This window comes from Streptomyces mutomycini, from assembly GCF_001700505.1.
Taxonomy (GTDB): Bacteria; Actinomycetota; Actinomycetes; order Streptomycetales; family Streptomycetaceae; genus Streptomyces; species Streptomyces mutomycini.
Map to the genome: position 1 here is coordinate 1 of NZ_MAPV01000151.1, position 21,622 is coordinate 21,622.

Genomic DNA, 21,622 nt, shown 5'->3' on the forward strand with positions numbered 1-21,622 from the left:
CTCATCCTCAAGGACCGCGCCACCGCCTTCCGCGCCGACCCCGCCGTCCAGGAAGCACTCACCGCCTCCCGCCTCCACGAACTCGCCCGGCCCACCGCCGACGACGGCCTCAAGGCACTCCTCGCCGACACCTCCGCCTACGAGGACTTCGACACCACCACAGCAGCGGAACGCTCCATGGCCTTCGAAGCCCTCGACCAGCTCGCCATGGAACACCTCCTCGGCGTCCGCTGACACCCACGGTGTCCGGCGGCCCGCCGTCGCCGGACACCGGCAGCCTCCCCCTCCGTGACACCGCCGGATCCGTACAGGGGCTTGACTACCGCCCTGTGGGAGCGTTCCCATGGGCCCGGCCACCCTCTTACCGCAAGGGCACCACCGTGACAGAACCTTCCCCGGACGGACGGATCCGACGCCGCGTCCGCCGCCCCAGGCGGATCGGCGTCCCCCTCACCGTCGTATCCGCGATCGTCGCCGGCACCGTTCTGTCGGGGTGCGGCCAGCAGCGGGACGAGGACGTCTACACCGTCATGAACTCCTCGACCGACGAGTCGTACCACCGCTGGGACGGTGACACCCTCGAGCGCTGCAGCAAGGAGCTCGGGATCACCATCGAGCAGCAGAGCGTGCCGGCCGCGCAGTTGATGACGAAGGCGCTGCGCATGGCGTCGTCCAAGTCGCTGCCCGACGTCCTCCAGCTGGACGCGTCCGAGATGCCGACCTTCGCCGAGGCCGGCGGGCTCATACCGCTGAAGGACCTCGGGCTGACCACGACGGACATCCCCGAGGGGATCGTCGACTTCGGTTCGTTCGACGGGAAGTACTACGGGGCCGCGCGCACGGTGAACACCCTGGCGCTGTTCTACAACAAGGACACCCTCGACAAAGCCGGTCTGAAGGTGCCCACCACCTGGGCCGAGATGCGGTCGACCGCCAGGAAGCTGACCCAGGGCAAGCGGTACGGCCTGGCACTGAGCGCGGGCGGCGCGGAGGACGGTGTCTTCCAGTTCACCCCGTTCATGTGGTCCAACGGCGGTGACGAGTCGAAGCTCGACACCCCCGAGGTCGCCGGAGCGCTCGACTATTGGAAGGGCCTGCTGAAGGACGGCTCGCTCTCCAAGTCCACGGTCAACTGGACCCAGGCCGACGTGAACGACCAGTTCATGGCCGGCAACGCGGCCATGATGATCAACGGCCCCTGGCAGGTCGAGACCCTGAACGCCAAGAAGGGGCTCGACTGGGGCATCGCCGAGATCCCGGTGCCCGAGGCGGGCGACGACTCGGTCGGCCCGCTGGGCGGCGGGGTGCTGACCGTGCCCAACACCGGTGACACCGAGCGCGAGAAGACGGCCGCGAAGATCATCGACTGTATGGCAGGCGAGCAGGAGCAGATCACCTACGCCCTGAACAGCTGGATGGTCCCGGCCAACACCAAGGCCGCCGCCGTGTGGCGTACGAAGGCCCCGGAGCTGGCTGCCCTGGCCGGGCAGGTCGCCACGGCACGCTCGCGTACCGCCAAGGTCGGCGCGCAGTGGTCGTCCGTGTCGCTCGCCCTGCAGAGCGCCTTCCAGTCCGCGCTCACCGGCGAGTCCAGCGAGGCCGCTCTGAAGCGTGCCCAGCAGCAGGTCACGAGCGGGAACTGAGGTAACGAACCATGTCATCCACCACAGCCCCGGCCGCCCCGCTTCCGGCCGACCCGAAGGCCCCAGCGGCCGAGGGGATCAGGAAGCCCGTGGACCCGCGGACCACCAAGCGGCGCAGGACGCTCGCCCAGTGGGGGTTCATAGCCCCCGCCGTGATCTTCATGGCGCTGTTCTTCGGCTACCCGCTCGTCCGCAACATCGTGATGAGCTTCCAGGACTACTCGCCGTCCACGTTCTTCACCGGTGAGGCGCCGTTCAACGGCACGGACAACTGGAGCAACGTCTTCAACGACGGGCTGTTCGGCAAGGCCCTGTGGCAGACGATCCTGTTCACCGTCGGATCGCTCGTCGGCCAGTTCTGCATCGGTCTGGCCCTCGCCGTCTTCTTCACCCGCCGCTTCCCGCTGAACGGCATCCTCCGCTCGCTGATCCTGCTGCCGTGGCTGGTCCCGATGGTCGTCTCCGGCATCGTGTGGCGGCGCATCTTCGACCAGGACACCGGTGTCCTCAACTCCTTCCTGGGCACCATCGGCCTCCCGGGTGACACACCGTGGCTCACGAGCACGGGCATGGCGCTGATCTCGGTGATCCTGGTGAACATCTGGATCGGCATCCCGTTCAACATGGTGATCCTCTACGGCGGCCTCCAGGAGGTCCCCAAGGAGCTGAACGAGGCCGCCGCGCTCGACGGCGCCTCCGCCTGGCGCACGTTCCGCTCGGTCACCCTGCCGATGCTCAAGCCCGTGATCACCGTGGTGCTGGTCCTCGGCTTCATGTCGACGGTCAAGATCCTCGACCTGGTGCTCGCCCTCACCGACGGCGGCCCCGCCGACTCCACCCAGACGCTCGGCACGCTCACGTACCAGAACTCCTTCGTCCAGATGGACTTCGGAGCCGGTGCCGTGGTCGGCAACATCCTGATCCTGATCTCCGCCGTCTTCGCGGTGTTCTACCTGCGGGTCAACCGCAACGAGGGGAAGTGACCGGCATGGCGACCACCACCCATATCCCCGCCGCCCCGGCTCCCGCCGTCCACCGGCCGAAGCGCCGCTGGGGTGCGACCGTCTTCGGCGTCGTCGTCCTCGCGGTCATGCTGTTCCCGCTGTACTGGATGATCAACACCGCGCTGCAGCCGGACGCGAGCCTGGTCGACGTGGGCCCGGTCCCGACGGGCCTGGACTTCTCCGGCTTCACCTCCGCCATCACCGAGCAGGGCACCAACCTGCTGACCTCGCTGGCCGTGGCGCTGGGCGCCGTGGCCATCTGCCTGGCGGTCTCCGCACCGGCGGCGTACGGGCTGGCGCAGTTCAAGCTGCGCGGCAGCAGGACGATCGTCTTCGGCACGCTCATCACCCAGATGGTGCCGGGCATCGTCATCGCGAACGCCCTGTACAGCGCGTACGTGGACCTCGGCCTGGTCAACTCCTACTTCGGCCTGATGCTGGCGGACGCCTCGCTGGGCATCCCCTTCGCGATCGTGCTGATGCGTTCGTTCATGGTGTCCATCCCGCGTGAGGTCATCGAGGCCGCCGAGGTGGACGGAGCGGGACGCCTCCGTACGTTCGTCCAGGTCGTCCTGCCGATGAGCCGCAACTCGCTGATCACCGCCGGGCTGTTCTCGTTCCTGTACGCCTGGAGCGACTTCATGTTCGCGCTCACGCTGAACACCACGGACGACGTCAAGCCGATCACGCTGGGCATCTACCAGTACATCGGCGCGCACGTCGGCGACTGGGGTTCGGTCATGGCCGCGTCCGTGCTGTCCGCGGTGCCCGCCGCCGTCCTCCTCGTCCTGTCCCAGAAGTACATCGCCGCCGGGATCACCGGTGGCTCGGTCAAGTAAGGGTATCCATGAGTGAGTTCCCGGTCTTCCCGCCCGGTTTCGTCTTCGGCGCGGCCACGGCCTCGTACCAGATCGAGGGCGCCGTGGAGGAAGACGGCCGCGGCCCGTCCATCTGGGACACCTACAGCCACACGCCGGGCCGGACGGACGGCGGCGACACGGGTGACGTCGCCTGCGACCACTACCACCGTTATCCGCAGGACGTGGCGCTGCTGCGTGACCTGGGCGTGGAGTCGTACCGCTTCTCGATCGCCTGGTCCCGGATCCAGGCCACGGGCAGCGGAGCAGTCAACCCCAAGGGGCTGGACTTCTACTCCCGGCTCGTCGACTCCCTCCTCGAGGCGGGCATAGAGCCGGCCGCCACCCTCTACCACTGGGACCTGCCGCAGGCCCTGGAGGACAAGGGCGGCTGGCGGGTGCGCGAGACGGCGGAACGTTTCGGCGAGTACACGGCGATCATGGCCGAGCACCTGGGCGACCGGGTGCCGCGCTGGATCACCCTGAACGAGCCCTGGTGCAGCGCGTTCCTCGGCTACTCGGTGGGCCGGCACGCGCCGGGCGCCAAGGAGGGCCGCGGGGCGCTGGCCGCCGCCCACCACCTGCTGGTCGGCCACGGCCACGCGATGAACGCGCTGCGCGCGGCGGGCGTCCGCGAGGCGGGCATCACGCTCAACCTGGACCGCAACGTCCCTGCCACGGAGTCGGACGCCGACCTCGCGGCGGTCGTCCGCGCCGACACCCAGCACAACCTCGTGTGGACCGAGCCGCTCCTCGCGGGCCGCTACCCGGCCACCGAGGAGGAGACCTGGGGCGAGCTGATCACCGGCCAGGACTTCCGCCGGGAGGGCGACCTGGAGCTGATCTCCCAGCCGATGGACTTCCTGGGCATCAACTACTACCGCCCGATCGTGGTCGCCGCCGCCCCGCACCGCGAGGCGGACCCGGCGCTGCGCGTGGCCACCGACAACCGGTACGCGGAGGGCACCTACCCCGACGTCCGGAAGACGGCGATGGGCTGGCCCGTGGTCCCGGAGTCCTTCACCGACCTGCTGACCGTCCTGAAGCAGACGTACGGCGACGCCCTGCCGCCCGTGCACATCACGGAGAACGGCTCGGCGGAGTTCGACTCCGTCGAGGCGGACGGTTCCATCCACGACGCGGACCGGGTGGAGTACCTGCGCACCCATCTGACCGCACTGCGGGCCGCGATGGACGCGGGTGTCGACGTACGCGGTTACTACGTGTGGTCGCTGCTTGACAACTTCGAGTGGGCGCTGGGCTATGCGAAGCGGTTCGGGATCATCCGGGTCGACTACGACACCCTGGAGCGCACCCCGAAGGACAGCTACCGCTGGTATCAGCAGCTGATCGCGGCACACAAGGCCTGATCGCCGCTCAAGGGTGGGGGCCCGGGCCGGCTGGTGAGCCGGCCCGGGCCCGCACCCGTATCCGGTTCCCCACACGGTGCCCGGGCGGATCCGTCCCGGCTGAACCGGTTTCCGTACGGCTGTGGCGGTTACCGGACTCCCATGGCGCGAACACCGGAACCACAGGCTCACCCCACCCGCGACGGCCATGACGCCGCCGACCGCCACGGATACGGCGCGGACGACGCCACTCGGGAGTCGGCTCGCGTCGGGCCGGACCCGGAGGTGGAACGCAACGCACCCGACGGACCGGCAGCCATGCACAAGAAGTCGTGGTGGGCCGTGCTGAAACGCACGGTGCGGGAGTTCGTGGACGACGAGCTCGGCGACCGGGCAGCGGCTCTGACGTACTACAGCGTGCTCTCGCTCTTCCCCGCCCTGCTCGTGCTGGTCTCGCTGCTCGGTGTCGCGGGGAAGTCCGCCACCCAGAAGGTGATGGACAACCTCCAGGACCTCGCCCCCGGCCCGGTCCGGGACATCCTCTCCGACGCCGTGCAGCAGTTGCAGGGCAACGGCGGCACGGGATCGTTGATGGCCGTCATCGGTCTGCTGCTGGCGGTGTGGTCGGCCTCCGGCTACATCGCGGCGTTCATCCGCTGCTCCAACACCGTCTACGACATGCCCGAAGGGCGACCCGTGTGGAAGGTGCTGCCCCTGCGCCTCGGCCTCACGGTGACCCTGATGGTGCTGGCGGTCTTCAGCGCCCTGATCGTGGTGTTCACCGGGCCGCTGGCCCGGCGGGCCGGTTCGGCCCTCGGGCTCGGCGACCCCGCCATGACGGCCTGGTCGATCGCGAAGTGGCCGGTCCTGGTCCTGCTCGTCACCGTCATGATCGCGCTCCTCTACTGGGCCGCACCCAACGCCCGGGGCCGGGGCTTCACGTGGGTGACCCCCGGCAGTTTCCTCGCCCTGCTGCTCTGGATGGCCGCCTCGGCCGGCTTCGCGCTGTACGTGGCGTACTTCTCCTCGTACAACAAGACCTACGGGGCCCTCGCCGGCGTGATCATCTTCCTGGTGTGGCTGTGGATCACCAACCTGGCGATCCTGCTCGGCCTCGAATTCGACGCGGAGATGGCCCGCCAGCGAGCGATCGAAGGCGGCCACCCCGAGGCCGAGGAGCCGTACGTGGAACCGCGCGACACCGCCAAGTGGACCGAGGAGGACCACCGCCGGCTCGGCTGAGAGGCCCCGGGACGGCTGTGGGACGGCCGGCGGCGTACGCCCTCAACGCAACGCGTACGCCGCCGGGTTCTCCAGTACCTCGTGCACCACCCGGGCCGCCGCGCCCCGCGCCGCGTCGCCGGAGACGGATGACGCCCGCAGCCGGCTGCCGTTCTCGTGCCAGCGGCCCGACACCACCCGGGCGGTGAGCTGGGCGTCCGCCGCCCCCTCCAGCCATGGCATCAGGTTGCGGTAGATCCCGCCGAGGACGACCGCCTCCGGGTCGAAGAGGTTGACCGCCCCGGCCAGGACCACGCCCAGCCGGTCCCCCGCCTCCCGCAGCGCGGTGACGGCCCGCTCCTCGCCGGCCGCGGCCCGCTGCTCCAGCTCGGCGATGCCGCGTACCCCCGTGTCCGGGTCGATGCCGGCCGCCCGCAGCAGGGCCGCCCGGCCCGCGTACTGCTCCAGGCAGCCGTGCGCGCCGCACCGGCAGAGGGGGCCCTGCGGGTCCACGACCACATGGCCGATCTCGCCCGCGAACCCGTGGGCGCCCCGCAGCATTTCGCCGTTCACCACGAGCGCGCCGCCCACGCCGATCTCACCGGTGAGATAGAGGAAGGTGCGTATGCCGCCGAGTCCGCCGAACCACAGCTCGGCCAGGGCCGCCAGGTTGGCCTCGTTGTCGGAGCCGACGGCCAGCGCACGCCCGGCCGGGCGCAGGGTGCTGAGCGCCTGTCCGAAGATGCCCTCGGCGGCGACCCTGCTCCAGCCGAGGTTGGGGGCCTGTCGGACGACGCCGCCGGAGACGAGGCCGGGCAGTGCCAGCTCTACGGCGACCACGCGCAGTTCCTGTTCCCGGGTGGAGGCGATGACACGGTTGGTGAGCCGGGCGGCGTGGGCCAGGACCTCGGCGGGCGGGACGTCGCGGTGGTCGGTGTGCTCGGTGACCCGGACCCGGTCGGTGCCGGTGAGGTCGACGGCGCACACGGAGACGTAGTCGATGTTGATCTCCACACCGAGCCCCGCCGGGCCGGTACGGGAGAGCTTCAGTACGGTACCGGGGCGCCCGGCCGAGCCGCTGGAGGTCTTGCCGGACTCGCTGAGGCAGTCCAGCGCGAGCAGTTCCTCGACGAGGGAGGAGACGGCGGCCCTGGTGAGTCCGACGAGGCTCGCCACCCGGGCCCGGGTGACCTCGCCCTCGTCGCGGACGGTACGCAGGACCAGGCTCAGGTTGTGGCGCCGCACGGACTCGTGTCCGGCCTTGGCCGCCGGTGAGGTGAGGTTCTTCTTCATCAGACCTTCGACCTTGACGGCGAAGGGCCGCACCCCCTGGGTGCGGCCCTTCGCTCACTTCACGGTGCTTCTAGCTGCGGATCAGGCTGCGGAGCACGTACTGCAGGATGCCGCCGTTGCGGTAGTAGTCCGCCTCACCCGGGGTGTCGATGCGGACGACGCCGTCGAACTCCACACCGGTGTCGGTGGTGACCTTGACGGTGCGCGGCGTGGTGCCGTTGTTCAGCTCGGTCACGCCGGTGAAGGAGAAGGTCTCCTCGCCGGTCAGGCCGAGGGTCTCGGCGGTGTGGCCCTCCGGGAACTGGAGCGGGAGGACGCCCATGCCGATGAGGTTCGAGCGGTGGATGCGCTCGTAGGACTCGGCGATGACGGCCTTGACGCCCAGGAGCGCGGTGCCCTTGGCCGCCCAGTCGCGGGACGAGCCGGAGCCGTACTCCTTGCCCGCCAGGATGACGAGCGGGGTGCCCGCGGCCTGGTAGTTCTGCGAGGCGTCGTAGATGAACGACACGGGGGCGTCAGCCTGCGTGAAGTCGCGGGTGAAGCCGCCCTCGGTGCCCGGCGCGATCTGGTTGCGCAGGCGGATGTTGGCGAACGTGCCGCGGATCATGACCTCGTGGTTACCACGGCGCGAGCCGTAGGAGTTGAAGTCACGGCGCTCGATGCCGTGCTCCGTGAGGTACTTGCCGGCCGGGGTGTCGGCCTTGATCGCACCGGCCGGGGAGATGTGGTCGGTGGTGACCGAGTCGCCGAGCTTGGCCAGCACACGGGCGCCGGTGATGTCCTCGACCGGGGTCGTCTCCATCGCCATGCCCTCGAAGTACGGGGGCTTGCGCACGTAGGTGGACTCGGAGTCCCACTCGAAGGTGTTGCCGGTCGGGATCGGCAGCGCCTGCCACTGGGCGTCGCCCGCGAAGACGTCCTGGTAGGACTTGTTGAACATGTCCTCGCCGATGGAGTTGGCGACGACGTCGTTGACCTCGGCCTCGGTCGGCCAGATGTCCGCGAGGAAGACGGGCTTGCCGTCCTGGTCGACGCCGAGGGCGTCCTTGGTGATGTCGACCTTCATCGAACCGGCGATGGCGTACGCGACGACCAGCGGCGGGGACGCCAGGTAGTTCATCTTGACGTCGGGGTTGATCCGGCCCTCGAAGTTGCGGTTGCCGGAGAGCACCGAGGTCACGGCCAGGTCGTGGTCGTTGACCGCCTTGGAGACCTCTTCCGGCAGCGGGCCGGAGTTGCCGATGCAGGTGGTGCAGCCGTAGCCGACGAGGTTGAAGCCGACCTTGTCGAGGTAGGGGGTCAGGCCCGCCTTGTCGAAGTAGTCGGTGACGACCTTGGAGCCCGGGGCGAGGGTGGTCTTGACCCACGGCTTGCGGGTCAGGCCCTTCTCGACGGCCTTCTTGGCCACGAGCGCCGCGGCGACCATGACGTACGGATTCGAGGTGTTGGTGCAGGAGGTGATCGCGGCGACGGTGACGGCGCCGTGGTCGAGCTCGTACGTCGTGCCGTCGGGGGCGGTCACCGGGACCGGCTTGGACGGGGCGCCGTTCGGCGTGTTGGCCGGAGCGTCGGAGGCCGGGAAGGACTCCTTGCCCGACTCGTCGACCGTGTCCACGTAGTTGCGCACGTCCTGCGCGAACTGCTGGGCGGCGTTCGCGAGGACGATGCGGTCCTGCGGGCGCTTCGGGCCGGCGATGGAGGGGACGACCGTGGAGAGGTCGAGCTCCAGCTTCTCGGAGAAGTCCGGCTCGGCGGCCGGGTCCAGCCAGAGGCCCTGCTCCTTGGCGTACGCCTCGACGAGCGCGACCTGCTGCGCGTCACGGCCGGTGAGGCGCAGGTACTTCAGCGTCTCGTCGTCGATCGGGAAGATCGCGGCGGTGGAGCCGAACTCCGGCGACATGTTGCCGATGGTGGCGCGGTTCGCGAGGGAGGTGGCGGCGACGCCCTCACCGTAGAACTCGACGAACTTGCCGACGACACCGTGCTTGCGGAGCATCTCGGTGATGGTCAGCACGAGGTCGGTGGCGGTGGTGCCGGCCGGGAGCTCGCCGGTCAGCTTGAAGCCGACGACGCGCGGGATGAGCATGGAGACCGGCTGGCCGAGCATCGCGGCCTCGGCCTCGATGCCGCCGACGCCCCAGCCGAGCACACCGAGGCCGTTGACCATGGTGGTGTGCGAGTCGGTGCCGACGAGGGTGTCGGGGTACGCCTGGCCGTTTCGGACCATGACCGTGCGGGCCAGGTGCTCGATGTTGACCTGGTGGACGATGCCGGTGCCCGGGGGGACGACCTTGAACTCGTCGAAGGCGGTCTGGCCCCAGCGCAGGAACTGGTAGCGCTCCTTGTTGCGGCCGTACTCCAGCTCGACGTTCTGGGCGAACGCGTCGTTGGTGCCGAACTTGTCGGCGATGACGGAGTGGTCGATGACCAGCTCGGCCGGGGCCAGCGGGTTGATCTTCGCCGGGTCACCGCCGAGCTCCTTGACGGCCTCACGCATGGTGGCGAGGTCCACGACACACGGGACACCCGTGAAGTCCTGCATGATCACGCGGGCCGGCGTGAACTGGATCTCCTGGCTGGGCTGGGCCTGCGAGTCCCATCCGCCCAGCGCCCGGATGTGGTCGGCGGTGATGTTCGCGCCGTCCTCCGTGCGGAGCAGGTTCTCCAGCAGCACCTTCAGGCTGTAAGGGAGGCGCGCGGAGCCCTCGACCTTGTCCAGCTTGAAGATCTCGTACGACTCGTCACCCACGCGCAGCGTGCTGCGGGCGTCGAAGCTGTTCGCCGACACGACAGTCTCCTTCTTCAATGTGCGCGTTCAACCGCGCCGCGCCTCATGTGCGGCCGGCGCCGCCTGCGGCCCCCACCATCCGCTAAGGTAAGGATTAGTTAGGTAACCCTTACCGGCGGCGGCTGCGGTGCGCCTCGGCAGATATCTCGATGTCGAGATAACTCTAGTACATAGCCGCCGCGCGGTCATGCCCGGGCGCCCGTGTCCGACGCCACTGCGCGAGGGGCGCGGCCGGAAGCGGGAGCGGGACCGGACAACACGCACCGAACCACCCCGACGGAGCATGCCCCGCCACCCGCCACGCCTCCACATCCACCTCCACGAACATGTCAGGTAACAGGCCGGAGGCGCGACTCCCCACGGCGGCACGACTCCGACGCCGACTCCGCTCGGCCCGCTCGGCCCGTTCGGCCCGTTCGGTCCGTTCGGTCCGTTCGCCCGCGCATGAGCGTGCGACTTCGGGATACCCGTACTACCGACAGAGGAGGCGCAGATGCCGCTCACATTCCGCAAGAGCTTTCAGATCCTTCCGGGCGTCCGGCTGAACATCAACCGGCGTTCGTGGTCCGTCACGACCGGCGGACGGCACGGCCCGAAGCGCACCCACAGCAGCACCGGCCGGCGCACCACGTCGGTGGACCTGCCCGGCCCCTTCGGCTGGCGGAAGACGACGAAGCGGAGCCGTCGCAGCTGACCTCACCCGTTCGGCGGCGTCCGGCAAGCCGGACCGTCAGGCGGGCCCGATCCTGCAATCAGGCGCTCACCTGCGGTTCGGCACCGAGGTCTCACCCGACCCGCCACACCCCGGGCGCGATCTTCATCTCATATCTGAGATAGCGTGAAGGCATGGACGACGACTACCTCGCACGTATCGGCAAGCTCATCCGTGACGCCCGTCAGCATCGTGGCTGGACACAGAGTCAGCTTGCCGAGGCGCTCGCCACGAGCCAGAGCGCCGTCAACCGCATCGAGCGCGGCAACCAGAACATCAGCCTTGAGATGATCGCCCGCATCGGCGAGGCCCTCGACAGCGAGATCGTGTCGCTCGGGTACTCCGGGCCGATGCACCTGCGGGTGGTCGGCGGGCGCCGGCTCTCGGGGTCCATCGACGTCAAGACGAGCAAGAACGCCTGTGTCGCCCTGCTCTGCGGCTCACTGCTCAACAAGGGGCGCACGGTGCTGCGCCGGGTGGCCCGCATCGAGGAGGTCTTCCGGCTGCTGGAAGTCCTCAACTCCATCGGCGTACGCACCCGCTGGATCAACGACGGCGTGGACCTGGAGATCCTTCCGCCCGCCGAGCTCGACCTGGAGTCCATCGACGCGGACGCCGCACGCCGGACCCGGTCGATCATCATGTTCCTCGGCCCGCTGCTGCATCGCACGGACCGCTTCACCCTGCCGTACGCCGGCGGCTGCGACCTCGGCACGCGCACGATCGAGCCGCACATGATCGCACTGCGCCGCTTCGGCCTGGAGATCGCGGCGACCGACGGGCTCTACCACGCCCAGGTCGACCACCAGGTCCGGCCCGGCCGCCCCATCGTGCTGACCGAGCGCGGCGACACCGTGACCGAGAACGCCCTGCTGGCCGCGGCCCGGCACGACGGTACGACGGTCATCCGTAACGCGTCCTCCAACTACATGGTCCAGGACCTGTGCTTCTTCCTGGAGGCGCTCGGCGTCCACGTCGACGGCGTCGGGACGACGACCCTCACGGTGCACGGGGTGCCGGAGATCGACGTGGACGTCGACTACTCCCCCTCCGAGGACCCGGTCGAGGCGATGAGCCTGCTGGCCGCCGCCGTGGTGACGGAGTCGGAGCTGACGATCCGCCGTGTCCCGATCGAGTTCCTGGAGATCGAGCTCGCGGTCCTGGAGGAGATGGGCGTCGACTGCGACCGCACGCCGGAGTACGCCGCCGACAACGGCCGCACCCGGCTCGTGGACCTGACGGTCCGGCCCTCCAAACTGGAGGCGCCCATCGACAAGATCCACCCGATGCCCTTCCCGGGGCTGAACATCGACAACGTGCCGTTCTTCGCGGCGATCGCCGCCTCGGCGCACGGGCAGACCCTGATCCACGACTGGGTCTACGACAACCGGGCGATCTACCTCACCGACCTCAACCGCCTGGGCGGCAGGCTCCAGTTGCTCGACCCGCACCGCGTCCTGGTCGAGGGCCCGACCCGCTGGCGCGCCGCCGAGATGATGTGCCCGCCGGCCCTGCGTCCGGCGGTGGTGGTGCTGCTGGCGATGATGGCGGCCGAGGGCACGTCCGTGCTGCGGAACGTGTACGTGATCAACCGCGGCTACGAGGAGCTGGCGGAGCGGCTGAACTCGGTGGGGGCGCAGATCGAGATCTTCCGGGACATCTGACGGGCGGGGTGTCGTGCCCCTTGGGGGCACGGGGCACGACACCGCAGCATGCCATCTGACCTGCGAATACTCACCTTCGCAGCCCTTCACTGATCACTGTTGCTTTTCAGCACCTTGTGCAACGCATGTGCAAGATGATCTTGAATGGCTGACTGGACGTCAGACCAACCTGAGTAACCGTCAGCCTTTACGGAGGGTTGTCGCCGAAGCGGCCTCGCAACGTCGGATGTCGTTCGTGCCACGTCGGGCCGGCTATCTGCCTGCGGCCGGTGAGCAGGCCGGGCTCGACCTCGAACAGCATCACCAGCGTCTCGCGCCTGTCGGTTTTCGGTCGGTCAGCACAAAAGCGTCGGGAAGGCCGCGAGAGTGCACACCGGGTACAGCCGCAGCCACAGAAGAACCGCGAGCGGCTGAGAGGCAGTAGATGTACTCAGCCCACCCGGGTATTCGTCAACTGAAGCGCTGGGTGAACGTGTGGGCGGCACGCAGCGGCAGGCCGCTGGGAGCGGTCGGGGTGACGAGGGTGGTCATGAGGGGCCGCGGTGGCGCAGACCGGCGCGGGTCCCCAGATCAGCGGGTCGTACGGTGAGCGGGCGTCGGATGCGTGCCGGGTGCAGAGCTCGAACCCTCCGACGCGTCAGCAACTCCACTCGTAGACTGTGTGGTTCACACCGAATCAGGGGGAACGGTGACGTTCGAAGACGAGTGGGCGCAGCTCACATCAGATGCACGGGATCGCCGGTCCGCGCAGATGCGACTTAATGCAGCCGGGACAACACCGAGTAGGTCCGGAACTCACGGGGACCTGGTGGTCCACCAGGACGATCTGGGTGCTGTCGGCAATGAAGCGTTTCGGGTCCATGGGGCGCTGCAGAAGAGCGCCGATATCGCCGGAGCCGGGATGGACAAGTCGGGCGCCGGGACGACGGCCCGCGCCGCGGCGGAGTTGAAAAGTCGGAATTTTGACCTGGGCACCGAGCTGTACTCCACGCTCGAGGTTTGGACCTCGCAGGTCAAGACCGTCCTGCAGATGTGTGCCCACATCTCCAACCACTTGGACTACTCGAAGAAAAGTCACACCAAGGACGAGGCGGAGGTCCTCGCCGCCCTCACGCGGAGGGACGGCTCCGCAGTCCCGGTGTCCGAGCTACTCAAGTACGTGAAGTGAGCAGGTCGGACCCCGTGGGAACGTTCAGCTATACAGATCTCGTCGAAGTCGACCTCGGAAAGCTGAGAACCGCCGCCGCCGACTGGAATTCCGCGGCCGCGAGCCTGGAGAAGCTGAGGACCGAGGTCTACAGCGGTCTTCTCCTGCTATCGGACGCGGCTCAGTGGGCGGGCGAGAACGCCTCGGTCACCAAGGAGTTCGTCCGGAAGACGGCGAAAGAGGTCGCGGATCTGCACCTGGAGGCCACCAGCGTCTCCGCGGTGCTCGAAGACGCCCACGCCGAACTGACACAGATCCAGAAGAAGGCCCGAGACCTTTCCGCGGAAGCACGCCGGGGAAATCCCACTCGCCGGGCGGGCCCGGATCCTGGCCTGGTGGTGACGGACGGCCCCAACGGCACGGTAAAGGTGACAGAGGCTTTCTGCGATGCAGATGGAACTTCACAGCGGACCAAGGACTTGATGCAGTGGTACGCGGATACCCTTACAGGGTTTGTGGCCCATGCGGCCGAGGTCGACGCAGCGGTGACTCGCGCGCTGAAGCGCAGCCACGGCGGTGACCCGCACAACGCAGGGCATGCGACATACACCTCGCTGGACGAGGACCAACTGCCCCGTGCCACGAAACTCGCGTCGCTCGGCGACGACGCGAACACCGCGCAGCGTGCCGAGCTACGGCGGCTGTGGACGTCTTTGAGTCCCAAGGCTCGCGGGGAGTTGTGGGCAGGACACAAGCACGACCTTCTGGCCGCCGGGTTGCTCGCTCCGTCGGTCAAGCAAGCCGCTGCCGACCGGGGCTCCGGCCCGTACGCCGTCGAGGAGCCGGGCACGGAGGAGCGCAGGAACCGGGAGAAGATGAACCTGGTAGCCGAGTTGGCCGACTGGAAGGGTGACAACGACGCCGCCCGACACATGGCGCACTACCTGGGCAATAGTGGAACGGACATGGACTTGCCCATCGACAAGATGATGTCCGAGGTACCCGAATTCCGCTCGCACATCGACCGCGCTGTCACGGATCACCAGGACGCATGGCGTGACCAGGCACTGGCAGAGTTCAGGAGGAACGGTGGGCAGCCGGTTTCGATACCCGTGGAGACCGAAAACCGGGACTTCAGCTTCACCCCGGATGTCAATGAGAACTGGTTCTACGCGGTGGGTTCGACCAGGTCGAACGTGACCGGAGTCGTCTCGGTCGAGCCCGATGCGAACGGAAAGCCTGTGGTCGGCTTGGACTATCAGGCCAACGCGTGGGATCGCTACAACTGGGACGAGGACAAGGGAGTGACAATCCCCGTTCCGGGAGTCGACGACATGAGCATCCCTGATGGTCAGATGGCACGCTTCCACACCACCGGCATTGCCCGCGAATTCGACATGGCAGGCAGCAGTTCGGTCAAGCACTACGATCTGGGCGTGTCCGCCCCGCACCAGGGCCCGCTGCCGCAGCCCGACGAGCCGGGACGTGCAGGCGATCGTACAGATCCCGGTCGTGAGCAACAGGAAGGGCGATAGAGACTCGTATGAACGGTCCCGGTCATGAAGTCGAGGGTGGACAGTCCAAGCCTCCACGTCCCCTGTGGGTCCCAATCGCCATCGTCGCTCTGGTGTTCTGCGTCGGTGGCGCGGCCGTGGCCGGCGGGTTGTCGTGGGTGACCGACCGCGCGGAGTCGGATCTGCTGGCCCAGGAGATGAACTGCTGCTGGGAGGAGGGGGCGACCCCGGCCTGGATGAGCGAACAAATGGGCATCCGCTTCCCGGAGCAGGCATCGGACCGGCGCGCGGGCTACAAGGTCGGGCAGCGCTACGACACGGGACTGCTTTCCTTCGTGCTGCCGAGTGAAGAAGCTCAGACCTACACGGACCGGCTCGTCCCGGATGACATCAAGATGTCTGGAAACACCCTCATCAAGGGGAAGGACTACCGCCCTGCGGCTACGTTCACTCATCTGGGGCTGCCGGAGCCGGAAACGTTTATCCAGGATCTCCGGAGGACCAGCCTCTGCCCCGAAGGGCTCGACACCCCTGAAGGCGCACAACTTCAGCGCTGCATCGACCTGTTCGTCCACGAGTACAAGCCGGGCACGACGCGGATATACGTCCGGTCGACCATCGAACCGTCGGTGACGCCGCCGCCGGCGGGCATGGAGCAGTAGGTGTGTGCGTACATCCTGAGCAGTGTGCCCGGGGCGTGGGACAGCCCTCCGGCCTTGGCTCTTCGGAAGTGAATCATCCGGTGGATTCCGCTTCAGCCGTTGGGCCTGAGCCAAAGAATCCGGCAATGAACGGCGACGTTCTCTGACCTGACACAACAACTCGCCGAAGATGAGGAACCGGTGGCACTGGGGCCGGCCAAGCCGGTCTTCGACCGGATGGATCTGGCCAGCGCCACCACCAGCAAACTCTACGCCCCAAGGCGGCGGCATCGCCGCGTGGTGCGGCTGGAGCCACCGTGATGGGGGCTTCACCTGCCTCGTCGTTCACCTGGGCCGGCGGAAGCGTCCGCTACACAAGCACCGCCACAGCAATCGGAGATGATACGAACACGATTCAGAATCTGCTGCGGCCCAAGGGCGACTATGGGCACGACGTCATTGTGCACGGCAACGAACAGGGAGAATTCATCTTTGACGGCAAGATAACCCACCCGCAGCAGATCGCCGAACTGGTCAGAGAAAATCCGTATTACAACGGAGGCCCCATTCAGTTGGTCACCTGTCACGGCGCTTGCAAGGCGGCCGGTGAACTCTCCAAGGCTCTGGGTGGCGTGGAAGTGAGAAACGCGAGCGGCCATCAGGTAGATCTCCACCCTCGGACCGGAAAGGTTCGCGAGTGGCCTGAGGGAAGCCAGGGCGACCCGAGGTAAAATCCTCTGAAAACGGCCCAGGAGTATCCGTAAGGGTGCGTCCGGAACGAGACGCCGTGCGCACCTTTACGCACCAGCGCAAGCATACCCATCACCGCCTCCGGCGGTCCTGCTCAGGAAGCCGTCACATGCGCCAGGTCACCCCTCTCGGGTTTTTCAGCAGTATCTCCAGCCAGTCCCGCTTCAGCGTTAATGCGGAGGAAATCAAGAAACTCTCCGGACAGATGCCCGTACACGACTGCTCGCGCGTAGCGGAATACCTGAGAAGAGCTCCCGCGATCATCGCCCTCATGGGATATACGGAGGATGTCGTGGGTAAGAAGTTCGGCGTGATGGGTGGGTCCGCCATTCACAGTGACGGCACCTACTACTGGCGTCGCGACACTGCCGAGTATGTGGAGACCTACAGGACGGGACTCCCTTCTGGATTCATGGAGCACGGTGCGATGATGCAGTGGAGCGTCCCCCATCTCAGCGATGCGGAAATTTTGAAGATCGATGATTTCTTCGAATCGCTTCGTACGCAGAGCTGAGTGGGAACGAGCCTGTTCCATCTGCAACCCCCACGGGCACCTCATGCCCCTTGTCCGACATCGCTGCCGGAAGTTGTTGCAGGACGCCTGCTGTACGGGAACGCTGCCGGACTGGCCTGGCCGCAAGCAGCACTGCACCTCGGACATGACGAACGCGCAGTGGGGGTCTGTCAAACGTTCGTTTGACAGACCCCGGCGACGGCTCAGAGCCAAGGCCCGCGTGTAGCCCGGAGAACGGGTCGTGGGCGGCAGGGACCCTGGGACTTTCGGCCGCATCAATGTGCACGCGCAGAAGACATCTGAAAGATGATTCACGCAGGTCAACGCTCTGCAACCACGTATCGCCGCAGGTCATGGGACTGCGCGGTCTTTTCCGGGACATCTGAAAGCCGTCAGAATTAACACCGCTACACCCCTCCTGACCTGCACGTATGTGAGCCAGGAGGGGATTCGGCTTCGCCTGTGGGACTTCTCAGGGACTTTTGGGCCGAACCGGGAGACTGTCGGTCTCAGGGGCTGAGAGACGCATTGCCCGGCACTACACGTGATGGGTCACGGGCAGGGCGTCGGCCTGAGCGACTCATGGACGAGGACAGGTCGGGCCGGGTTCGCGACTCACTGCCTTACTGTCACGCTCAGACACCCTCCACGAGCCCGTCCCGCTCACTGCAGACGCAAGCTCGCGCATCATGCCCCTTACCGCTCCCCTGCGGTCATATTGGAGGCATGTCCTCCAGCCCACAGCACCCCGCACCCGCGCCGAGCGGCCTCTCGGACGCGGTCGCCGAGGATCTCGCGTTGTACCGGGAGAAGTTCCGACGGCGTCTGCCGGAGTCGCTGGACGAGTTGCAGGGCCCGGCCAAGGGAGTTGTGGAGCTGCCATTGCACATGGCCTGGTCCGGGATGACGTCGTACGACCTGGGCAAGCCTCGCCAGCGCATCGGCCTCTACCGCGCTGTTCTGCATGAGGGCCTGCGCGACGACCTGCCCCGCTACCTCAACCAGGACCTGCTCCTTGAGCTGTGGCCGGTGCTGCGCACCCTCGTCGGCCGCAGCGTGCGCGCCGTTCGGGAAGACGCCTTCCCCCAGCTCGCCTTCCGCCCCCGGGCAGCCGCGTGACGGACATGCCGGGCTGCACACGCGGCTCCTGGCAGATGTCATCGCCCTCGGCTCGCCGTATCCCCTGGTCCTCACCGGCGGGTACGCCGTGCGAGCACATCGCCTCGTGACCCGCCCCAGTCAGGACCTCGATGTCGCCACCGAGAACCCGACGCCCATGGCTGACATCGCCGCCGCGCTCCGCGTCGGCCTGGAGGCCCGCGGCTGGAAGGTGCATGCGTTGGAGACCGCCCCGCTGTCCGCCCGCTTCACCGTGGCCGATCCGGCCACCGGGCAGGAATGCGAAGTCGACATCCTCAAGGAGATCTTCTGGCGGCCGATCGCCCAGAGTCCGTACGGGCCCGTCCTCGCGGAGGAGGACGTGATCGGGACCAAGGTCCCGCGCTCTCGCCGACCGTGGAGCGCCCCGCGACCTGATCGACGTGTTCGCAGCCTCCCGCCGCTGGCCCAATGCCGAGCTCGAGGAGTTCGGCCGCCGTGACGCCCGCGGCCGCTTCGAGCGCGAGGATCTGCAGGCGAATCTCACAGGCGCCGAGTGGACCGACGACGAAGCCTTCGCCGCCTATGGGCTCGATTACGCCACGATCAACGCTCTCCGCGCCTGGGCCGTGGAGTGGGCCGACGAACTTGCGGCCCGTCTCCTCGAAGAAGCCGATGGTCCAGACACCGACTGATCATGTCGGGACAAGACCCGCCTCTTGTGTCACGGTCCGAGATGCACGTACGCCGCCCAACGCCGCCCACACCTCCAGGCTTCCGGTCGTTCGCGGCGATGCTCCCGCACCGCTGCATAGAGGGCGTGTGCCGCGTCGCGGGCTGTCGGGACAAGGGCCGCATGCCCGCGGGCGCCGGAGCCTTCCAGCAGCTTCGCGTAGTTGTCCAAGTGGAGGGCTGGGCAGAGATCCGCAGGCTGCACCGGGCCGAGGAGATGCCGATCCGGGCAATCGCCCGGCATCTGGGCATCTCGAAGAACACGGTGAAGCGGGCGCTGGCCACCGACCAGCCGCCGACGTACTCGCGGCCGCTCAAGGGCTCGGCGGTCGACGCGGTCGGACCGCAGATCCGGGAGCTTTTGAAGCAGACCCCGACGACGCCGACGACCGTCAGCGCCGGCGCAGCCCTTCTGCTGGGTGCGGCCAATGGCGTGGTGGCGTTCTTCTCAACGCTCGGGACGCAGGTCCACTGCTGGCTCAGCACCCCACCCACCCCGGCGGCGCATCTCGCGTGCGCCGCCGGGGCTTGGCGTCGGGGCTCCGGCTCGCGCGCGGCCTCACAGTCGGTCTGGTACTCGCCCTCGGCGACGCCTTCTTCGAGTCGACGGACGACGTTGCGCTATGGCTGCGCTCCTGGTAGACGACGAGCCGGGCGTCTGGAATGCCCTTGACGGTCTGCCGGGCCAGGTCGAGTGGGTAGACGATGTCTTCCTCGCCCTGGAGGAGCAGCGTGGGCGCCTTGATCTCGCGCAATCGGCTGCGAAGGTCGAAGCCGTCCTCGGCGGCCAGCAGGGTGGCGGCGTCGTGGTATTCGCGGCGGCCGTCCATGAGCCACGACGCTCGGCGTCATCCAGGCTGCCGTGCGCAGCGGCGGTGACTCCCCGATCCGGTGGACACCGGGAGCACGGACCGGTTCGGGTCCCGCGGGCCACCGGGCTTCAGGGTGTGGGAGGAAGGAACAGCGGGTCTCCGCCGCCTTCACCACTGCCCGTTTGTCTCTACGGCCGGCCGCCGCCGACGGGCACGCTCGGGCTGGCACCGGTACCGACTGCGGCGCCCCCACCGACCGAGGAGAGACGGCGATGTCCGACCACACCGAGAGCGTCTTCCGCGTCGTGCTCAACGACGAGGAGCAGTACTCGATCTGGCAGGCCGAACGGGAGCTGCCCGCCGGGTGGCGGGCCGAAGGCACCGAGGGCACCAAGCAGGAGTGCCTGGACCATATCGGCCGGGTGTGGACGGACATGCGTCCGGCCGGCCTGCGCCGCCGGATGGAGAGCGAGGCCGCCGGGGCGGCGGCCGGTCAGAGCGGACTGCAGAGCACCCCGGTCTGATCCGCCTACCGACACTGAGGGGAAGCCCGGCGATGAACTCCGTCTCCCAGCCGAGATCCCGGCCGGCCCTCGTGGCGAGGGCGGAACAGCCCAAGGCCGAGGAAGCCGTACCGCCCGACGCCACCGACCTGTCCGGTCCCGCACCCAGCGAGTACGGCGCGGACCGTACCGGGGCGCTGTCCGCCGTCGGCGGGACGCCACTGGTGGAACTGACCCGGCTGCTGCCCGGCGCCCGCTTCCGGGTCTGGGCCAAGCTGGAGTCGGTGAGTCTCGGCGGCAGCATCAAGGACCGTTCCGCGTACACCATGTTGAGCCATGCCGTCGCCACCGGCGCGGTGGTACCCGGCCACGGGACCGTGGTCGAGTCCAGCTCCGGGAACCTCGGCGTGGGCATGGCGCAGGCCTGCCGCGCCCTGGACCTGCGGTTCATCTGCGTGGTGGATCCGCGTACGAATCCGCAGAACATCGCGATCATGCGGGCGCTCGGCGCGGAGGTGCACACGGTCACCGAAGGCGATCCGGTATCCGGCGAGTTCCAGCCGGTGCGGATCGCCCGGGTGCGGGAACTCGTGGCCGCGCTGCCCGGGGCGTACTGGCCCAACCAGTACGCCAATCCCCGCAACGCGTGGGCCCACCGGATCACCATGAAGGAGATCACCGAGGACCTGGGCGGGGCGCCGGACTACCTGTTCTGCACCATCAGCTCCTCCGGCACCCTGCGCGGCTGCGGCGACTGGATTCACGCGCAGGGACTGCCGACCCGGGTGGTCACCGTCGACGCCGAGGGCAGTGCCATCTTCCGACCACCGACGGGGCGCCGGCTGATTCCCGGCCATGGCGCGGCGGTCCGCCCCCAGCTCTACCGGAGCGGCCTCGCCGACGACGTACTGCATGTCAGCGATCTGGACAGTCTGGTGGGCTGCCGCCGTCTGGCGCTGCGCGAGGGGCTGCTCCTCGGCGGCTCCTCCGGCGCGGTGGCCACCGCGCTGGAACAGCTGAGCCCGCGAATCCCGGACGGCTCCTCGTGTGTGCTGATCATGCCGGACCGTGGCGAGCGCTACCTGAACACGATCTACGACGACGCATGGGTGAAGGCCAAGTTCGGCGAGGTCACCCATCTGTGGAAGGCCGAGGTGGCCGAAGTGGCCGAGGTGACAGTGACACTGAACAGCGAGACGAGCGGGGTGGCTTCATGCTGACACTCGGCAACGGAGACGTCCGCAGGATTCTGGACGGCCGGGAGAAGGAGGTGCTGAACGTGGTGCGCGAGGCGTACCTGCGCCACGCCGACGAGCAGACCTCACTGCCGCACTCGGTCTTCCTCCGGTTCCCCGGCGACACCCGCAACCGGATCATCGG

The 21,622-nt window shown here is 68.1% G+C and carries 18 protein-coding genes and 4 pseudogenes; 18 read left to right on the forward strand and 4 right to left on the reverse strand.

The annotated features are described in order from the left end of the window. From BFF76_RS21320 to BFF76_RS21345, 6 genes and pseudogenes are all read left to right on the forward strand, one after another. Window positions 1-234, forward strand: a pseudogene (locus tag BFF76_RS21320) (xylose isomerase); the annotation flags it as partial. 146 nt (window positions 235-380) lie between these two features. Then, window positions 381-1,643, forward strand: a complete 1,263-nt coding sequence (locus BFF76_RS21325) for an ABC transporter substrate-binding protein (RefSeq protein WP_065848858.1) — start codon at window positions 381-383, stop codon at window positions 1,641-1,643. Between the two features lie 11 nt (window positions 1,644-1,654). Then, complete coding sequence (locus BFF76_RS21330) at window positions 1,655-2,626, forward strand: carbohydrate ABC transporter permease (protein WP_031101272.1); 972 nt, start codon at window positions 1,655-1,657, stop codon at window positions 2,624-2,626. 5 nt (window positions 2,627-2,631) lie between these two features. Next, a complete protein-coding gene (locus tag BFF76_RS21335) occupies window positions 2,632-3,486 on the forward strand; it encodes a carbohydrate ABC transporter permease (RefSeq protein WP_051834823.1) in 855 nt (284 codons plus the stop codon). An 8-nt stretch (window positions 3,487-3,494) separates the two neighbouring features. Further along, the gene (locus BFF76_RS21340; protein ID WP_065848851.1) at window positions 3,495-4,874 is read left to right on the forward strand and encodes a GH1 family beta-glucosidase; all 1,380 of its coding nucleotides are present in this window, start codon (window positions 3,495-3,497) and stop codon (window positions 4,872-4,874) included. Between the two features lie 141 nt (window positions 4,875-5,015). Further along, window positions 5,016-6,095 carry a YihY/virulence factor BrkB family protein gene (locus tag BFF76_RS21345; RefSeq protein WP_065848852.1) on the forward strand — a complete coding sequence of 360 codons (1,080 nt, stop codon included), beginning with the start codon at window positions 5,016-5,018 and terminating at the stop codon, window positions 6,093-6,095. Between the two features lie 42 nt (window positions 6,096-6,137). Here BFF76_RS21345 and BFF76_RS21350 read toward each other — a convergent pair whose 3' ends face one another. Together BFF76_RS21350 and acnA are read right to left on the reverse strand one after the other, a co-directional pair. Next, entirely contained in the window at window positions 6,138-7,367 is a 1,230-nt protein-coding gene (locus tag BFF76_RS21350) for an ROK family protein (protein ID WP_065848859.1), read from the reverse strand. 70 nt (window positions 7,368-7,437) lie between these two features. After that, window positions 7,438-10,155 carry an aconitate hydratase AcnA gene (acnA, locus tag BFF76_RS21355; protein WP_065848853.1) on the reverse strand — a complete coding sequence of 906 codons (2,718 nt, stop codon included), beginning with the start codon at window positions 10,153-10,155 and terminating at the stop codon, window positions 7,438-7,440. A gap of 493 nt (window positions 10,156-10,648) precedes the next feature. On the opposite strand from acnA, the gene BFF76_RS21360 reads away from it, so the two are divergent. From BFF76_RS21360 to BFF76_RS21380, 5 genes are all read left to right on the forward strand, one after another. Beyond that, entirely contained in the window at window positions 10,649-10,849 is a 201-nt protein-coding gene (locus BFF76_RS21360; RefSeq protein WP_031101289.1) for a DUF4236 domain-containing protein, read from the forward strand. A gap of 152 nt (window positions 10,850-11,001) precedes the next feature. Then, window positions 11,002-12,531 (forward strand): helix-turn-helix domain-containing protein, encoded by a 1,530-nt coding sequence (locus tag BFF76_RS21365; RefSeq protein ID WP_053930163.1) that lies wholly within the window; start codon window positions 11,002-11,004, stop codon window positions 12,529-12,531. Between the two features lie 901 nt (window positions 12,532-13,432). Beyond that, on the forward strand, window positions 13,433-13,699 hold the full coding sequence (locus tag BFF76_RS34580) for a hypothetical protein (RefSeq protein ID WP_338058041.1): 267 nt from the start codon (window positions 13,433-13,435) through the stop codon (window positions 13,697-13,699). A 14-nt stretch (window positions 13,700-13,713) separates the two neighbouring features. Then, the gene (locus tag BFF76_RS21375) at window positions 13,714-15,213 is read left to right on the forward strand and encodes a hypothetical protein (protein ID WP_065848855.1); all 1,500 of its coding nucleotides are present in this window, start codon (window positions 13,714-13,716) and stop codon (window positions 15,211-15,213) included. Window positions 15,214-15,221: 8 nt separating this feature from the next. Further along, complete coding sequence (locus BFF76_RS21380; RefSeq protein ID WP_053930166.1) at window positions 15,222-15,854, forward strand: hypothetical protein; 633 nt, start codon at window positions 15,222-15,224, stop codon at window positions 15,852-15,854. 308 nt (window positions 15,855-16,162) lie between these two features. Here the strand turns inward: BFF76_RS21380 and BFF76_RS32740 are convergent, their stop codons facing one another. Continuing rightward, window positions 16,163-16,507: a hypothetical protein gene (locus BFF76_RS32740; RefSeq protein WP_141695639.1), complete on the reverse strand. Its 345-nt coding sequence runs from the start codon at window positions 16,505-16,507 to the stop codon at window positions 16,163-16,165. 185 nt (window positions 16,508-16,692) lie between these two features. Here BFF76_RS32740 and BFF76_RS21385 point away from each other — a divergent pair, with 185 nt between their 5' ends. The 5 genes and pseudogenes from BFF76_RS21385 to BFF76_RS34815 all read left to right on the forward strand — a co-directional run. Continuing rightward, entirely contained in the window at window positions 16,693-17,097 is a 405-nt protein-coding gene (locus BFF76_RS21385) for a hypothetical protein (protein WP_053930168.1), read from the forward strand. Between the two features lie 726 nt (window positions 17,098-17,823). Further along, window positions 17,824-18,216: a hypothetical protein gene (locus BFF76_RS21390; protein WP_065848856.1), complete on the forward strand. Its 393-nt coding sequence runs from the start codon at window positions 17,824-17,826 to the stop codon at window positions 18,214-18,216. 5 nt (window positions 18,217-18,221) lie between these two features. Next, a pseudogene (locus BFF76_RS21395) lies at window positions 18,222-18,890 on the forward strand (nucleotidyl transferase AbiEii/AbiGii toxin family protein). 161 nt (window positions 18,891-19,051) lie between these two features. Further along, a pseudogene (locus BFF76_RS34730) lies at window positions 19,052-19,201 on the forward strand (helix-turn-helix domain-containing protein); the annotation flags it as partial. Window positions 19,202-19,318: 117 nt separating this feature from the next. Next, a pseudogene (locus BFF76_RS34815) lies at window positions 19,319-19,399 on the forward strand (DUF6112 family protein); the annotation flags it as partial. Between the two features lie 7 nt (window positions 19,400-19,406). Here BFF76_RS34815 and BFF76_RS21400 read toward each other — a convergent pair. Next, entirely contained in the window at window positions 19,407-19,757 is a 351-nt protein-coding gene (locus BFF76_RS21400; protein WP_065848857.1) for an alpha/beta fold hydrolase, read from the reverse strand. Between the two features lie 254 nt (window positions 19,758-20,011). Here BFF76_RS21400 and BFF76_RS21405 point away from each other — a divergent pair, with 254 nt between their 5' ends. Both BFF76_RS21405 and sbnA read left to right on the forward strand, forming a co-directional pair. Continuing rightward, window positions 20,012-20,263 (forward strand): MbtH family protein, encoded by a 252-nt coding sequence (locus BFF76_RS21405; protein WP_031099972.1) that lies wholly within the window; start codon window positions 20,012-20,014, stop codon window positions 20,261-20,263. A gap of 32 nt (window positions 20,264-20,295) precedes the next feature. Further along, complete coding sequence (gene sbnA, locus BFF76_RS21410) at window positions 20,296-21,462, forward strand: 2,3-diaminopropionate biosynthesis protein SbnA (RefSeq protein WP_031099970.1); 1,167 nt, start codon at window positions 20,296-20,298, stop codon at window positions 21,460-21,462. Window positions 21,463-21,622: the final 160 nt, after the last annotated feature.

Excerpts from the sequence above, each read along its gene's own strand:
- BFF76_RS21360 (WP_031101289.1), top strand. The coding sequence starts at position 10,649 with ATGCCGCTCACATTCCGCAAGAGCTTTCAGATCCTTCCGGGCGTCCGG.
- BFF76_RS21340 (WP_065848851.1), top strand. The coding sequence starts at position 3,495 with ATGAGTGAGTTCCCGGTCTTCCCGCCCGGTTTCGTCTTCGGCGCGGCC.
- BFF76_RS21345 (WP_065848852.1), top strand. The coding sequence starts at position 5,016 with ATGGCGCGAACACCGGAACCACAGGCTCACCCCACCCGCGACGGCCAT.
- BFF76_RS34580 (WP_338058041.1), top strand. The coding sequence starts at position 13,433 with ATGGACAAGTCGGGCGCCGGGACGACGGCCCGCGCCGCGGCGGAGTTG.
- BFF76_RS21405 (WP_031099972.1), top strand. The coding sequence starts at position 20,012 with ATGTCCGACCACACCGAGAGCGTCTTCCGCGTCGTGCTCAACGACGAG.
- BFF76_RS21330 (WP_031101272.1), top strand. The coding sequence starts at position 1,655 with ATGTCATCCACCACAGCCCCGGCCGCCCCGCTTCCGGCCGACCCGAAG.
- BFF76_RS21335 (WP_051834823.1), top strand. The coding sequence starts at position 2,632 with ATGGCGACCACCACCCATATCCCCGCCGCCCCGGCTCCCGCCGTCCAC.
- BFF76_RS21390 (WP_065848856.1), top strand. The coding sequence starts at position 17,824 with ATGTCCTCCAGCCCACAGCACCCCGCACCCGCGCCGAGCGGCCTCTCG.
- BFF76_RS21365 (WP_053930163.1), top strand. The coding sequence starts at position 11,002 with ATGGACGACGACTACCTCGCACGTATCGGCAAGCTCATCCGTGACGCC.
- BFF76_RS21350 (WP_065848859.1), bottom strand. The coding sequence starts at position 7,367 with ATGAAGAAGAACCTCACCTCACCGGCGGCCAAGGCCGGACACGAGTCC.
- sbnA (WP_031099970.1), top strand. The coding sequence starts at position 20,296 with ATGAACTCCGTCTCCCAGCCGAGATCCCGGCCGGCCCTCGTGGCGAGG.
- BFF76_RS21385 (WP_053930168.1), top strand. The coding sequence starts at position 16,693 with ATGCGCCAGGTCACCCCTCTCGGGTTTTTCAGCAGTATCTCCAGCCAG.
- BFF76_RS21380 (WP_053930166.1), top strand. The coding sequence starts at position 15,222 with ATGAACGGTCCCGGTCATGAAGTCGAGGGTGGACAGTCCAAGCCTCCA.
- BFF76_RS21400 (WP_065848857.1), bottom strand. The coding sequence starts at position 19,757 with ATGGACGGCCGCCGCGAATACCACGACGCCGCCACCCTGCTGGCCGCC.